Below are 13533 nucleotides of genomic sequence, written 5' to 3'. Positions count from 1 at the left end.
ATGGCAAAACACGATCCTAAGATCGTGATGCTTCAGTTCCTCTTAATGTTTAAGTGCTACTCTTGGCGCTACAATTAAAGACAGGCTTACATTATGCAATCCTTACACTCCCAGTCTAAACCTAAATTTAGCTGGAAAGCCCTGGGTTGGGCGCTCCTCTATTTTTGTTTTTTTTCCAGTTTACTCCAGGTCGTTATTCTCTTATCCGGCTATAGCGGAACTAATGGTTTACGCGACTCCTTGCTGTTCAGTTCGCTGTGGTTGATTCCGGTATTCTTATTTCCAAACCGTATCCGCGTTATTGCTGCCGTCATTGGCGTAATGCTATGGGCGGCCTCACTAGCTGCACTGAGCTATTACGTCATCTACGGGCAAGAGTTCTCGCAAAGCGTTCTGTACGTGATGTTTGAAACCAATGCGAACGAAGCCAGCGAATATCTGAGCCAATATTTCAGTCTGAAGATTGTCTTAATTGCGCTGGCCTATACAGCTGTGGCAATTCTGCTATGGACACGTCTGCGTCCTGTGCATATTCCATCGCCCTGGCGCTATCTGGTGTCGTTTGCACTGTTATACGGTTTGGTTCTGCATCCGATGGCGGTAAACACGTTCATCAAACATAAACCATTTGAAAAAACGTTGAATGGCCTGGCATCACGCATGGAACCTGCCGCACCGTGGCAGTTCATCTCCGGGTATTATCAGTATCGTCAGCAGTTGACCGCGCTGAATAGCCTGCTGAATGAGAACAATGCCCTGCCGCCGTTGGCCAACTTTAAAGACAACTCCGGTGATGCACCGCGTACGCTGGTACTGGTGATTGGCGAGTCAACGCAACGTGGCCGTATGAGCCTGTACGGATACCCGCGTGAAACAACGCCGGAACTGGATGCGCTGCATAAATCCGATCCTAACTTCACCGTGTTCAATAATGTCGTGACCTCCCGTCCGTACACCATTGAAATTCTGCAGCAGGCGCTGACCTTCGCCAACGAGAAGAACCCGGACCTGTATCTGACTCAGCCATCCCTGATGAATATGATGAAACAGGCGGGGTATAAAACCTTCTGGATCACCAATCAGCAGACGATGACCGCCCGCAACACCATGCTGACGGTGTTCTCTAAGCAGACGGATAAACAGTTCTATATGAACCAGCAGCGTACGCAAAGTGCGCGCGAATATGACAGCAATGTGCTGGCACCGTTTAAAGAAGTACTGGCCGACCCGGCACCGAAAAAGTTCATCATCGTTCACCTGCTGGGAACGCATATTAAGTACAAATTCCGCTATCCGGATGGTCAGGGTAAGTTCGACAATAATATCGACAATGTGCCCGCAGGCCTGAGTGACGATGAGCTGGAAGCTTACAACGATTACGACAGCGCGAATGTCTACAATGACCATATCATTGCCAGTCTGATCAAAGACTATAAAGCGACGGATCCGAACGGCTTCCTGCTGTACTTCTCCGATCATGGGGAGGAGGTGTACGATACGCCACCGCATAAAACGCAGGGTCGTAATGAAGACAACCCGACGCGCCATATGTATACGGTGCCGTTCCTGCTGTGGACCTCGGAAAAATGGCAGGCCGCACACCCGCGTGACTTCTCACAGGATGTGAATCGTAAATACAGCAGCTCAGAGCTTATCCACACCTGGTCTGATTTAGCGGGCTTCACCTATGATGGTTTCGATCCAACTCGTGCCATTACCAGCCCGCAGTTCAAAGAGACGACCCGCTGGATTGGCAATCCGTATAAGAAAAATGCCCTGATTGATTACGACACCCTGCCTTACGGCGATCAAATCGGTAATCAATAACCGTCTGCCGGATGCACTACGCTTATCCGGCCTACAGCTCGCAAAGACTTGTAGGTCGGATAAGGCATTAGCCACCATCCGGCAATAATCACTTGAGGGCGGTTGTTTTCAACGTTACTGTTCCCCTGTCTGCTGCCTGCAAGGGATTAACATGTATCACGACATCAGCCATCTGCTCTCTCGCCTGATTAACGGCCCCACGCCGTTGCGCCAGATTTTTTTTGCCAGCACCAGTAGCTCAACGCCAGAACTGGCGTATCAGGTCGATTTTCCCCGACTGGAGATTGTGCTGGAAGGTGAATTCACCGATAACGGTGTTGCTGGCGGATCCGCGACGTTACAGCCTTGCGATGTGTTATTCGTTCCCGCTGGTGGCTGGAACTTTCCGCAGTGGGTCACACCAGTCACGACACTCAGCATCTTGTTCGGCAAACAACAACTGGGTTTCAGCATCGTGCAATGGGACGGCAAGCAATATCAAAACCTTACCCGCCAGCACGTTGCGCGGCGTGGACCACGTATTGGCTCATTCCTGCTGCAAACGCTCAATGAAATGCAGATGCAGCCGCAGGAGCAGCAAACCGCCAGGCTAATCGTCGCGAGCTTACTGAGCCACTGTCGCGATCTGCTCGGTAGCCAGATACAAACCGCATCACGCAGCCAGGCGCTTTTCGAAGCCATTCGCAACTATATTGACGAACGCTACGCTTCACCACTCACCCGAGAATCCGTCGCACAGGCGTTTTACATTTCACCCAATTACCTTTCCCACCTTTTTCAAAAAACGGGCGCCGTCGGTTTCAACGAATACCTGAACCACACGCGGCTGGAACACGCAAAAACGCTATTGAAGGGTTACGAGCTGAAGATTAAAGAAGTGGCCCACACCTGTGGGTTTGTTGACAGCAACTACTTCTGCCGCCTGTTTCGCAAAAATACCGAACGTTCGCCATCAGAATACCGTCGGCAGTACCACAGCCAGTTGACGGAGATAAAAACTAATCCAGAGTAAGATGCGTGTGCTGTGGCGCTGAAAGCAGCTTTCGCACGGCGCTCATCACCCGCTGCGGCTCACGCAGAAATGCGCTAATGCCCGACTGAACGTATCGGCTCTGCGTAAAACGCTCTGCTCCTGCCAGTTCAATATCAGTAATCAGCAACACCACATCAGCGCGGTTAATATCCTCTTCCGTCAGGCGATTTTCGGTACCCAATGCACCCTGAGTTTCGATCTTGATGCTCCATTTTTCCTGCTGGCAGAGTTTCTCCAGCCGCTCAGCTGCCATATAGGTATGGGCCACGCCGCTTACGCACGCGGTGACAGCAACCAGATATCGTACAGGTGCGATGGTCATACTATCCTCCTACTGTTACCTGAAATCCGGCGCATTCTGCCATCTTACGTATACTATCCACCTCTTGCGCCGTCGGTACGGGCACTTCTTTCATCAACCAGGGCAAACCGAGCAGGCTGTATTTTGGCTCGCCATATTGATGAAACGGTAGCAGGTGTACCTGCTTTATGCCTAGTGATGACAACATCGTCAACACATGCTGCGTGTTATCTGAATTCATCGTAAAGCCCGGAATCAGCGGCAGGCGAGGTATGACATTAACCCCTTCCTCCACCAATAACCGTAAATTCGCCAGCACACGCGGCAGATTCATGTTGATGATCTCACGTGCCAAATCTCCATCCATTATTTTGAGATCGAACAGCACCTCATCACACTCTTTTGCCAGCGATAACAAGCGACCGGCCGGCGCATCGCCAGCCGTTTCAATTGCACAGCGCACATCCCAGCGCCGCAGACGTTGCAGGAGCCGTGTGGCAAAGGGCGCTTGCATCAGCACTTCACCGCCGGAAAGCGTCACTCCCCCGCCAGAAGAGCGAAAGAAAATATCATCTTTCATCACTTCATGTTCCAGCTCGTCCAGCGTGATATCACGACCAATACGCTCAAACGCACCGGAGGGACATTCGTCAGCATCACGCAGACAGGGTGTGCAGTGCAGGCATTTACTCTCCCGCCGTACAGTTTCAATACGCGGGGAGAGAGATTCAGGGTTAGCACACCAAGGGCAGGTATGCGGACAGCCCTTAAAAAAGACGACCGTACGAATACCCTGCCCATCATTCAATGAGTAACGCTGAATGTTGAATATACGCGCGACTTCCTCGCCACGAGGGTCAATTACCTCACAGTTGATGCGCGGTGCGGCGAATGATGTCATCCTGGATCTCCTTCGACAGCTCGACAAAGAAGGCGCTGTAACCCGCCACGCGCACCACCAGCCCGGTGAAATCCTGCGGGCGCTGCTGTGCTTCGCGCAATGTGTCGGCATTTACCACGTTAAACTGGATGTGCTGGAGCTTGAGCTGGGTAAATGCCCGCAGAAAATCCGCCAACTTGCGTAAACCGGCCTCACCTTCCAGTGTGGCTGGCGTAAACTTCACGTTCAGCAACGTCCCATTGGAAAGTAGCGTGTTATCCAGCTTGCTGACCGACTTCAATACCGCCGTCGGTCCTTGCATATCCTGTCCCAGCATCGGCGACAGGCCCCCGTCTGCCAGTTGTTCCCCGGCGAAGCGGCCATCCGGTGTTGCCCCAACGACCGAGCCCAGCGGCACGTGCGCAGAGACGGTATACGAACCCGGCGTAAATTGCCCGCCGCGTGGATTGTGGTATTTCTCTACCTCTTTGCAGTAATGACGCAGCAGTTCGGCGCTGATGTTATCTACATCATCGATATCGTTGCCGTATTTTTCGAAGCGATTGATCAGCCTGGCGCGAACTTTCTCGCCTTCCGGGGTAGCAAAGTTATCTTTTAGCACCAACAAAAGCTCATCAAAAGATAAGCGCTGTTGTTCGAATACCAGCCCATTGAGCGCATGCAGCGAATCGCTCAGGTTTGCAATACCGATCCCCTGTACGCCGGAGAAGTTATACCGCGCGCCGCCGTCAGTAATATCGCACCCTTTATCCAGACAGTCGCTAATAAACGAGGAGAGCAGCGGCACCGGCGCCCAGTCGCGATGACCGATGTCGCAGATATTACTGCCCTCGACCATCAACGTGATGTAGTGGCTGATTTTGGCACGAATATGCGCCAGGAGATCGTCGTACGTCAGCGTGCGATTGCCTTCGTTCTCATGCAGACAGATTTCCATCACTTTCAGCAGATTAAACATGGCGATATCGTGCAAACCGTATGTTCTGCCTGGAATAGACAGCTCGACACAGCCTACTACCGCGTAATCCCGCGCATCTTCCAGCGAAACACCGCGATTCAGAAACGCGGGCACCACCACTTCATCGTTAAAGATTTGTGGGATGCCGGTACCAAGACGAATGGTCTGTGCTGTTTTCATCAGGAACGGTGTATCGATCAACGCGTTCGTGCGCACACCGAGATTTGGTTGTGGCAGCTGTACATTCTGATACGCATCAAGGCAGAGGAAAGACAGCACATTTACCGCACTACGACCATTCTCCGTTAATCCCCCCAGTAGCGCGGTGTAGCCTGTTGGGAAGCCAGCAAAATAGCGCGCGCTGCTGGTGGATCGCAGTAGCACAATGTCATTACATTTTACCCACAGGGATTCGAGGATCTCTTGTAAGAATGCCGGGTCTTCCCCCTGCGTCAGCGAGGCCTGATAAAACGGCAGCATATACTGGTCGAAGCGGCCGAGTGAAAGCGAACTGGCGTTGGATTCATATTGCAAAATAATGTTCATGTACCAGAACAGCTGACATGCCTGCCAGAAGGTTTGCGGCTTGCTGTGGGCGTTATACCGGGAGTTTTCAGCAATCGTCAGTAATTCCTCGCGTCGCTGCGCATCCGGGCAGCTTTCCGCCATCTTCTCTGCCAACATAGCGTAACGCAGAATATGGTTTTGCGAAGCCTCAAGCAGCAACAGCGCAGCCTGATAAAAGTGATTATCCGGCTGTTGCAGACAATGCGCCCGCATCTGCGCTACCAGCTCGCCAAGCCCGTGATTCAACAGGCGTGGATAATCAATAATGATATGTCCCTGACCTTTGTCAGTCTGGTTAATGCTAAAAATCTGGGTACTGACGGCGGCTTTTACCTCATCGGTCATCTGACCGTTGATGAAATCTTTCATCGACCGCTTTTCCCAGTATGGATACAGCACATCACGATAGCGATGTTTATCCTCTTCGCTGATGTCAAAACGGTCCTGCGGACGGGTTGGAAACTGCTCCAGCTCTTTAAGCAGCCAGTAAGGATCCATTTCCGGCGACATAATGCCCGCACGCGGTTTAACGGTACGGTTTCCGGCAATCAGTTCCTCATCACGAATCGAAATCTCAACGTGCTCAAGAATATATGCGGTGGCTTTCGCCCGACGCAGAATAACCGGCTCTCCCTCCGTCTGCTGGTGGCTGGCGGTATATAACAGCGCACGCTCAAGCGAAATTTCACGGTTGTTCTGAAACAGAGCGTTTTTTAAACGTTGGATACGGTTAGTCATGAGGAACTCCCAGGAACCTGTCCATCAAGCTATCTTATTTGTCATTTTGAGCCAGGGCAGTGCTCGCGCCCCTCACGTACTGCGTGTACGCTCGGGTTCCTGCGCGCTGTCCGTGTTCAAACTGCCTGCAACGATAACGCCTGATGAAGCAGGCTCTAAAAATGAAAAGTTAAGCGGTTTGCGCCAGATGCGCGCCAATCTTGTTCATGATGGCGTCGGCACGTTTCACTGCATCGCTGATGTTGACGCGAACGATAGTTTTGCCCGCAAAACGTTCTTCAAATTTAATACCAATGTCCTTGGTCAGAATAACCATGTCGGCTTCCGCCACATCCGCCGCGGTCAGTTCGTTTTCCAGACCGATCGACCCCTGAGTCTCAACCTTTACTTGCCAACCTTTGGCTTTAGCGGCGCTTTCCAGCGCTTCGGCTGCCATATAGGTGTGGGCAACGCCAGAAGGACATGCGGTTACTGCGATAATCTTGGTCATGACTCATTCCTCACTTAATTCATTTCAAAATCTAAATCCAGGTCATCTTCTTTCTGATCGACCTGAGACACTTTTTTCCGCGCCAGACTTTTCAGTACGTTAACGCACACGGCGGTCACTACAGCACCAACGGCAACCGCCGCGATATAACCCAGTTTTCCTTCCACTACAGGCAGAACAATCAGCCCGCCCCAGCCGGCATAACACTGCGCACCAAACAGGGCGGCGGTTACCGTGCCGCAGGCGGAACCCACCATAATCGATGGGATGACGCGCAGCGGATCGGCTGCAGCAAACGGAATCGCGCCTTCTGTTACGCCAACGCAACCCATTACCAGCGCAGCTTTACCGGCTTCGCGTTCTTCAGAAGAGAAATTCTTACGACCAATCAGCGTCGCCAAACCTAAACCCAGCGGCGGCACGCAGATCCCCACTGCAGCGATTGCCACCACGGTATAAACCCCCTGTGCCACGCAAATCAGCATGAAAGCGTAGGCAACTTTGTTAATTGGCCCTCCCATATCGAAGGCCAACATCAGTCCCATAATTACCGCCAGCAGTACGATGCTGCCCTGCTGCATCCCCTGCAGCCACTCGGTCAGGCTCGTGGTTAACGCGCCAACGGGTTCTCCCAAGCCCCACATCATGATGCCTGCGGTGATAAAGGTGCCGACGATAGGAATAACGAAGATGGGCATTACCGAGCGCAACACCTTATGAACCGGGATCTTCTTCAGATAATGAACGACGATACCGCCAATGATCCCGGCGATTAATGCGCCAAAGAAACCTGCACCGAAGCTGTTTCCCACCCATGCGCCAATCGCACAAGGGGCCAGAGCAGAACGTTCAGCAATGGAATAGCCGATATAAGCGGCAAGAAATGGCACCATCAGCGTCAACCCGGCGACGCCAATATCAAAAAGCTTTTTGAGATTAGGATCGGTCGCTGCATCCGGTACCGCGCCCTTGCCATACAGCATGACGGAGACAGCCAGCAAAATACCGCCCGCTACGACGAAGGGAATCATATGCGAAACACCGGTCATCAGGTGCTGACGAGTATTTTTCAGGATTTGTACCAACTCTTTCATACGTCGCTCCCGGGCTGCCTAAAGCCCATATCCATAAACTTGTTGCGGAAAACAATAGGCAATCCGACGCGACGCAAACAGTGGATAAAAAGGCCATTTACTGGACTTTTGTAATGTCAGTACAAAAATGCGATCCGCCTCATAACTTGCAGTTTCTCGGAATTTATAGGGGATACGCTGACTTGTGAGGGATGTCTCACTTTGATGGTTACATTACATTTATCCAGTTTTTGGCAGATTTGTCACATGGCAGGCTCAGGCGTTGCCCTTTTATCCTGTAGCGAGAAATCGTTATGGGAGATGAGGCTATGGCCCTGATTGTGGAATTTACCTGTGAGCTACCCAATGGCGTACATGCACGCCCGGCAAGCCACATAGAAACGCAGTGCAACACCTTTACTTCGCACATTGAGTGGCACAACCTGCGTACCGAACGTAAGGGCAACGCTAAGAGCGCGTTATCGCTGATTGGCACCGATACTCTGGCGGGTGATAGCTGTCAGTTGCTGATTTCCGGTACAGATGAACAGGCAGCTCACCAGCATCTGAGCCAATGGTTACGTAATGAATTTCCGCACTGCGATGCACCGCTAGCGGAAGCCAAAAACAACGAGCTGGAGCCACTTCCGGCATCGCTCACCCATTTAAATCCACAGCTTTTCCGCGCTCGCGCCGTCTGCAGCGGCAGCGCAGGAGGCGTTCTGAGTCTGCTTTCTTCGCTGGATCTCAACGCGCTCAGTAACCTTCCATCCGCTCAGGATATTGAAACCGAGCAAGCGGCACTGGATAACGGTTTAACGCTGTTGATGAAGAATATTGAGTTTCGATTACTCGACAGCGACGGCGCTACCAGCGCGATTCTGCAAGCACACCGCTCGCTGGCCAGCGACCTCTCACTGCGCCAGCACCTGCTCGCCGGCGTATCACGCGGGTTAAGCTGCGCCCAGGCGGTTGTTGAAAGTGCCGGACATTTTTGTGATGAATTCTCCCGTTCAAGCAGCAGTTATTTACAGGAGCGTGCGCTGGATGTACGCGATGTTTGCTTCCAGCTTCTGCAGCAAATTTATGGAGAACAGCGCTTCCCTGCGCCGGGAAAACTGACCCAGCCTACGGTTTGCATGGCGGATGAGCTAACACCGAGCCAGTTCCTCGAACTGGACAAAACATTGCTGAAAGGCTTGCTGTTAAAAAGCGGTGGTACTACGTCACACACGGTGATTCTCGCCCGGTCATTCAACATCCCTACGCTGGTTGGCGTAGATATTGAATCTTTGATGCCATGGCTGCAGCAAACAGTTTATATCGATGGTAACGCAGGAGCAGTCGTCGTTGCCCCTGATGAATCCGTCGTACGTTACTATCAGCAAGAAGCCCGTATTCAGGATGCCATTCGGGAACAGCAACGTATCTGGCTGACCCAGGAGGCACGCACGGCTGATGATATCCGCATGGAAGTCGCCGCCAACATCGCTCACTCCGTGGAAGCGCAGGCAGCCTTTAGTAACGGTGCGGAAGCGGTTGGCCTGTTCCGTACGGAAATGCTGTATATGGACCGTACCTGCGCCCCGGATGAGAACGAGCTATACAACATTTTCTGCCAGGCGCTGGAACCCGCACAGGGACGCAGCATTATTGTGCGCACCATGGATATCGGCGGTGATAAACCCGTTGATTACCTGAATATTCCTGCTGAGGCCAACCCGTTCCTCGGTTATCGTGCGGTGCGTATCTATGAAGAATATGCCGCATTGTTTACCACGCAACTGCGATCGATCCTGCGCGCCTCAGCGCACGGTAGCCTGAAAATCATGATCCCAATGATCTCCTCCATGGAAGAGATCCTGTGGGTCAAAGAGAAACTGGCTGAAGCCAAACAGCAGCTACGAAGTGAACACATTCCGTTTGATGAGAAGATCCAGCTCGGTATTATGCTGGAGGTTCCGTCTGTGATGTTCATCATTGACCAATGCTGCGAAGAGATTGATTTCTTTAGTATTGGCAGCAATGACCTAACGCAATACTTACTGGCGGTCGACCGCGACAACGCCAAAGTTACCCGCCATTACAACAGCCTGAATCCGGCCTTCCTGCGTGCACTGGATTACGCCGTGCAGGCAGTACATCGACAGGGGAAATGGATTGGCCTGTGCGGTGAACTGGGTGCCAAAGGTTCTGTGCTGCCACTGCTGGTGGGACTGGGTCTGGACGAACTTAGCATGAGCGCACCCTCCATTCCCGCCGCCAAAGCGCGGATGGCGCAACTCGACAGCCGCGCCTGCCGTCAGTTGCTGAATCAAGCGATGGCTTGTCGAACTTCGCTGGAGGTCGAACATCTGCTGGCCCAGTTCCGCATGACCCAACAGGATACTCCGCTGGTTACCGCCGAGTGCATCACGCTGGATAGCGAGTGGCGCAGTAAAGAAGAGGTCATCAAAGGGATGACCGACAACCTCCTGCTAGCAGGCCGTTGCCGCTATCCACGTAAACTGGAAGCAGACCTGTGGGCTCGCGAAGCCGTCTTCTCTACCGGATTAGGTTTTAGCTTCGCCATTCCACACAGCAAATCCGAACATATTGAGCAGTCCACCATCAGCGTAGCGCGCCTGCAAGCGCCGGTACGTTGGGGTGATGATGATGCGCAGTTCATTATTATGCTGACGCTCAACAAACATGCCGCTGGCGATCAGCATATGCGTATTTTCTCGCGTCTGGCGCGCCGCATTATGCATGAAGAATTCCGTAACGCGCTGGTTAGCGCCGCCTCAGCCGACGCTATCGCCAGCCTGTTGCAACATGAACTTGAACTTTAAAGAGGATGTTTTTGTATGGAACTTTATCTTGATACCGCCAACGTCGCGGAAGTCGAACGTCTGGCACGCATCTTCCCTATCGCGGGTGTTACCACCAACCCAAGCATTGTAGCGGCAAGCAAAGAATCCATCTGGGATGTACTGCCGCGCCTGCAAAACGCCATCGGCGAAGAGGGTATTTTGTTTGCCCAAACCATGAGTCGAGACGCGCAGGGCATGGTGGAAGAAGCTAAACGCTTGAGCAATGCGGTGCCTGGTCTGGTAGTGAAAATCCCGGTGACATCCGAAGGTCTGGCCGCGATTAAGATGCTGAAAAAAGAGGGCATCACCACGCTGGGAACCGCCGTTTACAGTGCATCTCAGGGGCTACTGGCTGCACTGGCGGGAGCTAAATATATCGCGCCTTACGTTAACCGTATCGACGCGCAGGGCGGCGACGGAATTCGCACTGTACAGGAACTGCAAACGTTACTGGAACTGCATGCGCCAAACAGCATGGTACTGGCCGCCAGCTTTAAAACCCCGCGTCAGGCGCTGGATTGCTTACTGGCAGGATGTGAAGCAATCACCCTGCCATTAGACGTAGCGCAACAAATGCTCAATACCCCTGCGGTAGAGTCAGCAATAGAGAAGTTTGAGCAGGACTGGAACAACGCATTTGGTCACATCAACCTGTGAGGGAAATAAAGTATGGATCGCATTATTCAATCACCTGGTAAGTACATCCAGGGTGCCGATGTTATTACCCGTCTTGGCAGCTACCTCAAACCATTGGCAGAACGCTGGCTGGTCGTTGGGGACAAGTTTGTCTTAGGTTTTGCCCAGGGCGCACTGGAAAAAAGCTTCCAGGATGCCGGACTGGCGCTGGAAATTGCACCGTTTGGCGGCGAATGTTCACAAAACGAAATCGACCGTCTGCGCGGCGTGGCGGAAAAAGCGCAGTGTGGCGCAGTACTTGGTATTGGCGGCGGTAAAACGCTGGATACCGCCAAAGCGCTGGCGCACTTTATGGGCGTGCCTGTCGCCATTGCGCCAACCATCGCCTCTACCGATGCGCCGTGCAGCGCGCTGTCCGTCATTTACACCGATGCCGGTGAATTCGATCGCTATCTGCTGCTGCCCAACAACCCGGACAGGGTCATTGTTGATACCAAAATTGTCGCGGGCGCACCGGCGCGTCTGTTAGCTGCGGGTATTGGCGATGCGCTGGCGACCTGGTTCGAAGCCCGCGCCTGTTCACGTAGCGGCGCAACCACCATGGCGGGCGGTCAGTGTACTCAGGCGGCGCTGGCGCTGGCAGAGCTGTGCTTTAATACGCTGATCGAAGAAGGTGAAAAAGCGATGCTGGCAGCCGAGCAGCACGTGGTGACTCCAGCACTGGAGCGCATCATTGAAGCTAACACCTATCTGAGTGGCGTTGGTTTTGAAAGCGGTGGTCTGGCAGCGGCTCACGCCATTCATAACGGTCTGACCGCAATCCCGGATGCGCATCACTACTATCACGGCGAGAAAGTGGCTTTCGGTACGCTGACGCAGTTGGTGCTGGAAAACGCGCCGGTCGATGAAATTGAAACCGTGGCGGCGCTGTGTCATTCCGTTGGACTGCCAATTACCCTGGCGCAACTGGACATCAAACAGGATATCCCAGCGAAAATGCGCATTGTGGCTGAGGCAGCCTGTGCCGAAGGCGAAACCATCCACAACATGCCTGGCGGCGCAACGCCGGACCAGGTATATGCCGCCCTGCTGGTGGCTGATCAGTACGGTCAACGTTACCTGCAAGAGTGGGAATAAGCTCCGCAAACGCTCCCGGTCTACCCGGGAGTGTTCTTTTGTGTTCCTTTTAACGCACGTTGCCTGGAAAGCGTGTGTGCTTTATAGTGCGCTTTTCCTTCCGACGAAGCGTGACTATGCAATCATCAGACAGAAGAATGAGCATTTACGCCATTCTGCAGCAAGATAAAAAAGTCGTCGTTAACGAACTCGCAGAAAAGTTTGGCGTCACCAAGATGACCATACGCCGTGACCTCTCTTTCTTTGAAAAACAAGGGATTGTCAAAACAACCTATGGCGGTGCTTACCTGACCAGCGGCGCCAGCGTGGAGCCCAGTTTCCAGCTTAAATCCGTGCAAATGGTCGATGATAAACACCTGATCGGCCAAAAAGCTGCCCAACTGGTTGAAGATGGCGATACCATCATCATTGATTGCGGCACAACGCTGCTGGCTTTTGCCCAGTTCCTGTTTGATAAAAAAATCATGGTGATTACCAACTCTATTCCGGTGGTCAATCTGCTGAAAGGAAGGCGTGGGATCAAACTGATTGTCGCACCAGGCGAATACGAAGACGATACACAGGGCATGATATCTTCCGCCACGTCTGATTTTTTCAATAATATTCATGCCGATAAAGTCTTTCTCAGCACCCAAGGCATCAACGAAACTGGTGAAATAACGGTACCCAAGCTGGCGGACGCCCATGTAAAACAGGCTCTCCTGCGCGCAGGACGACAAAAAATTCTGCTGGCAGATAAGAGCAAGTTTGGACAGACATTCCTTGCCGGACATGGCCGGATTGCTGATTTTGATTACATCATCAGTCAGAGTGGGATTCCTGATTCCCTTATCACACAGCTTAACGAACATGTTCAGTTACTGTTAGCCGATACTCCCTCCTGATTTTTTTATCTAAGCGCACACCATGTTGTGCGTTTTTGTGCTTTTGAAATGTTCCTTTTGTATTTTTATGTGATCAAAAGAACAAAATAGATCATGATCTGATTGACAATCGAACACCTCAGGCGTGGAATACAAA

At 52.4% G+C, this 13533-nt stretch carries 11 protein-coding genes; 6 read left to right on the top strand and 5 right to left on the bottom strand.

The window, feature by feature from the left end; genetic code table 11:
* Positions 1 to 93: 93 nt before the first annotated feature.
* Together OGY83_RS02450 and OGY83_RS02445 are read left to right on the top strand one after the other, a co-directional pair.
* Positions 94 to 1827, top strand: a complete 1734-nt coding sequence (locus OGY83_RS02450; RefSeq protein ID WP_123269163.1) for a phosphoethanolamine transferase CptA — start codon at positions 94 to 96, stop codon at positions 1825 to 1827.
* 151 nt (positions 1828 to 1978) lie between these two features.
* Positions 1979 to 2839 (top strand): AraC family transcriptional regulator, encoded by an 861-nt coding sequence (locus tag OGY83_RS02445; protein WP_191234361.1) that lies wholly within the window; start codon positions 1979 to 1981, stop codon positions 2837 to 2839.
* Here the strand turns inward: OGY83_RS02445 and OGY83_RS02440 are convergent.
* From OGY83_RS02440 to OGY83_RS02420, 5 genes are all read right to left on the bottom strand, one after another.
* A complete protein-coding gene (locus OGY83_RS02440) occupies positions 2826 to 3182 on the bottom strand; it encodes a PTS fructose-like transporter subunit IIB (protein WP_008787052.1) in 357 nt (118 codons plus the stop codon). The two genes, OGY83_RS02445 and OGY83_RS02440, sit on opposite strands and share 14 nt — an antisense overlap.
* 1 nt (position 3183) lies before the next feature.
* Entirely contained in the window at positions 3184 to 4062 is an 879-nt protein-coding gene (locus tag OGY83_RS02435) for a [formate-C-acetyltransferase]-activating enzyme (RefSeq protein ID WP_286635162.1), read from the bottom strand.
* A complete protein-coding gene (locus OGY83_RS02430) occupies positions 4028 to 6325 on the bottom strand; it encodes a formate C-acetyltransferase (protein WP_286635160.1) in 2298 nt (765 codons plus the stop codon). Before OGY83_RS02430 ends, OGY83_RS02435 begins: the two co-directional genes overlap by 35 nt.
* A gap of 169 nt (positions 6326 to 6494) precedes the next feature.
* A complete protein-coding gene (locus OGY83_RS02425) occupies positions 6495 to 6815 on the bottom strand; it encodes a PTS fructose-like transporter subunit IIB (protein ID WP_003825151.1) in 321 nt (106 codons plus the stop codon).
* Positions 6816 to 6829: 14 nt separating this feature from the next.
* Entirely contained in the window at positions 6830 to 7909 is a 1080-nt protein-coding gene (locus OGY83_RS02420) for a PTS fructose transporter subunit EIIC (RefSeq protein WP_003825153.1), read from the bottom strand.
* Positions 7910 to 8217: 308 nt separating this feature from the next.
* Between OGY83_RS02420 and ptsP the strand changes: the two genes are divergently transcribed.
* The 4 genes from ptsP to OGY83_RS02400 all read left to right on the top strand — a co-directional run bounded on the left by ptsP (position 8218) and on the right by OGY83_RS02400 (position 13397).
* A complete protein-coding gene (gene ptsP, locus OGY83_RS02415) occupies positions 8218 to 10719 on the top strand; it encodes a phosphoenolpyruvate--protein phosphotransferase (protein WP_286635175.1) in 2502 nt (833 codons plus the stop codon).
* A gap of 15 nt (positions 10720 to 10734) precedes the next feature.
* Positions 10735 to 11397, top strand: a complete 663-nt coding sequence (fsa, locus tag OGY83_RS02410) for a fructose-6-phosphate aldolase (protein ID WP_003825157.1) — start codon at positions 10735 to 10737, stop codon at positions 11395 to 11397.
* Between the two features lie 12 nt (positions 11398 to 11409).
* A complete protein-coding gene (gene gldA, locus OGY83_RS02405; RefSeq protein WP_191234365.1) occupies positions 11410 to 12513 on the top strand; it encodes a bifunctional L-1,2-propanediol dehydrogenase/glycerol dehydrogenase in 1104 nt (367 codons plus the stop codon).
* 137 nt (positions 12514 to 12650) lie between these two features.
* Entirely contained in the window at positions 12651 to 13397 is a 747-nt protein-coding gene (locus tag OGY83_RS02400; protein ID WP_286635157.1) for a DeoR/GlpR family DNA-binding transcription regulator, read from the top strand.
* Positions 13398 to 13533: the final 136 nt, after the last annotated feature.

Source organism: Citrobacter sp. Cpo090, assembly GCF_030332665.1.
Taxonomy (GTDB): domain Bacteria; phylum Pseudomonadota; class Gammaproteobacteria; order Enterobacterales; family Enterobacteriaceae; genus Citrobacter; species Citrobacter portucalensis.
The sequence above is the reverse complement of the archived record's forward strand: the minus strand, read 5'-3'. Positions and strand labels throughout refer to the sequence as shown.

Coding starts and splice junctions, on each gene's coding strand:
- OGY83_RS02445 (WP_191234361.1), top strand. CDS start 1,979: ATGTATCACGACATCAGCCATCTGCTCTCTCGCCTGATTAACGGCCCC.
- OGY83_RS02450 (WP_123269163.1), top strand. CDS start 94: ATGCAATCCTTACACTCCCAGTCTAAACCTAAATTTAGCTGGAAAGCC.
- OGY83_RS02440 (WP_008787052.1), bottom strand. CDS start 3,182: ATGACCATCGCACCTGTACGATATCTGGTTGCTGTCACCGCGTGCGTA.
- ptsP (WP_286635175.1), top strand. CDS start 8,218: ATGGCCCTGATTGTGGAATTTACCTGTGAGCTACCCAATGGCGTACAT.
- gldA (WP_191234365.1), top strand. CDS start 11,410: ATGGATCGCATTATTCAATCACCTGGTAAGTACATCCAGGGTGCCGAT.
- fsa (WP_003825157.1), top strand. CDS start 10,735: ATGGAACTTTATCTTGATACCGCCAACGTCGCGGAAGTCGAACGTCTG.
- OGY83_RS02425 (WP_003825151.1), bottom strand. CDS start 6,815: ATGACCAAGATTATCGCAGTAACCGCATGTCCTTCTGGCGTTGCCCAC.
- OGY83_RS02400 (WP_286635157.1), top strand. CDS start 12,651: ATGAGCATTTACGCCATTCTGCAGCAAGATAAAAAAGTCGTCGTTAAC.
- OGY83_RS02420 (WP_003825153.1), bottom strand. CDS start 7,909: ATGAAAGAGTTGGTACAAATCCTGAAAAATACTCGTCAGCACCTGATG.
- OGY83_RS02430 (WP_286635160.1), bottom strand. CDS start 6,325: ATGACTAACCGTATCCAACGTTTAAAAAACGCTCTGTTTCAGAACAAC.
- OGY83_RS02435 (WP_286635162.1), bottom strand. CDS start 4,062: ATGACATCATTCGCCGCACCGCGCATCAACTGTGAGGTAATTGACCCT.